The organism is Trinickia sp. EG282A (assembly GCF_040965455.1).
Taxonomy (GTDB): Bacteria; Pseudomonadota; Gammaproteobacteria; order Burkholderiales; family Burkholderiaceae; genus Trinickia; species Trinickia symbiotica.
Genome location: NZ_JBFRCC010000023.1, coordinates 1 through 1,902 on the forward strand (window position 1 = coordinate 1; position 1,902 = coordinate 1,902).

Consider the following 1,902-nt stretch of genomic DNA (forward strand, 5'->3'; position numbering starts at 1 on the left):
TTCGGGATGTGTACAAGTCCTACGGCGAGAACCTGGTCGTGATGGACCACATGAACCTGGAGATGCGGGCGGACGACCGGCTCGTCGTGATCGGGCCGAGCGGCAGCGGCAAGAGCTCGTTGCTACGGGTCATGATGGGTCTGGAAGGCATCCAAAGCGGTGAGATCAGCTTTCGCGGCCAGCCCTATATCTTCGGCGCCGATTCGGGCCGCTCCAAGCGCATCGACGCGAAGCTGCAAAAGCAGATCGGCATGGTCTTCCAGCACTACACGCTGTTCCCGCACCTGTCGGTGCTGAGCAACCTGACGCTCGCGCCCGTGAAGGTAATCGGCCTGTCCAAGGCCGAGGCGACCGAGCGCGCCCGCGTATATCTGGCTCGGCTCGGTCTCGAGAGCAAGATCAACGCTTATCCGAGCCAGCTTTCCGGCGGCCAGAAGCAGCGCGTCGCGATTGCGCGGGCGCTGATGCTCGAACCGAAGCTGATGCTGTTCGATGAAGTCACCTCCGCACTGGACCCCGAGATGGTGGTGGAGGTGCAGAACGTGATGCTGCAGCTCGCCGAGCAGAAGATGGCGATGATCATCGTGACGCACGACATGCACTTCGCCCGCGACATCGCCACGCGCGTGGTCTTTTGCGCAAGCGGCAAGGTAGTCGAGCAAGGCATTCCCTCGGAGATGTTCCGCTGCCCGAAGGAAGCGCGCACACGCGAGTTCCTCGAGAAAGTCCTTCACCTCGACTGAACCCGACGCCATGCACTATCACTTTGATTTCAGCTTTCTGGCCGGCAACGTCGGCGCGCTGCTCGAGGGCCTGAAGGTGACCATCGAGCTGGCGATGGCCGCCAATCTGATGGGGCTCGTGCTGGGCTTTGCGCTGTGCCTGCTGGTGATGAGCCGCTGGGCAGTGGTGCGCGCGCCCGCGCAGCTCTTCGTCGAGTTCTTCCGCTGCACGCCGGCGCTGCTGCAGATTGTCTGGTTTTTTTACTGCATCCCGATGATGGTGAACGTGTTCATCGATCCGGTGCTGATGGGCATTCTCGCGCTGGGGCTGAACCTGACCGCGTTCAATGCCGAGGCCTACCGCGCCGGCGTGCAGGCTGTGCCCAAGGAGCATCTGGACGCGTGCGTGGCGCTGGGCCTGAAGCCCTGGCAGCGCACGATCTTCGTGATTTTGCCGCAGGCGCTCAGAAACGCGGTGCCGGTGCTGATGACCAACGGCATCGGCACGCTGCAGCAAAGCGCGCTGGTGGCCATCGTGGCGGTGGCGGACCTGATGTACGTGGCCAAGAGCGTGGCGACCGAGGCCTACCGGCCGATCGAGACGTACTCGGTGGTGGCGCTCGTGTACTTCGCGCTGTCGCTGCCGGTCGCGCGGCTCGTGCACGTGATTGAGCGTCGCCAGGACGCCGCCCATCAACGCTGAGGGAGCACCATGCAGATCGATTTCTCGGTGATCTGGCCGTACTGGCTGATCCTTCTGAAGGGGCTCGGGCTGACACTGGCCTTCACGGGCACCTGTGCGGTGATCGGCAGCCTGGGCGGCTTTATCGTCAGCCTGCTGCGAATGTCGACGGTGAAATGGCTGCGCATGCCGATGACGCTATACGTCGAGTTCTTCCGCGGCACGCCGCTACTGATCCAGCTGTTCTGGGTGTTCTTCTGCTTTCCGATCTTCTTTCGCATTCCGGTGCCGCCGTATCTCTCAGTGATCATCGCGCTCACGCTCTACATGGCGGCGATCACCAGCGAGACGTTTCGCGGCGCGCTCAAGTCGATCTCCTCGGAGCAGCACGACGCGTGCATCGCGCTCAGTCTCACGCCACAGGCCAAGATCCTCTACGTGATTTTTCCGCAGGCGCTGCTGCGCGCCATTCCGCCGCTGCTCTCGAACATCGTGAGC

Annotated in this window: 3 protein-coding genes; all 3 read left to right on the forward strand. The window is 62.8% G+C overall.

The genetic code is table 11. From position 1 onward, the window contains the following. On the forward strand, positions 1-743 hold a 743-nt coding region (locus AB4Y31_RS31715; RefSeq protein WP_368677413.1), incomplete at its 5' end, for an amino acid ABC transporter ATP-binding protein. 10 nt (positions 744-753) lie between these two features. After that, a complete protein-coding gene (locus AB4Y31_RS31720) occupies positions 754-1,425 on the forward strand; it encodes an amino acid ABC transporter permease (protein WP_368677414.1) in 672 nt (223 codons plus the stop codon). A gap of 9 nt (positions 1,426-1,434) precedes the next feature. Beyond that, the coding region (locus AB4Y31_RS31725) for an amino acid ABC transporter permease (protein ID WP_368677415.1) at positions 1,435-1,902 on the forward strand (468 nt) is incomplete at its 3' end.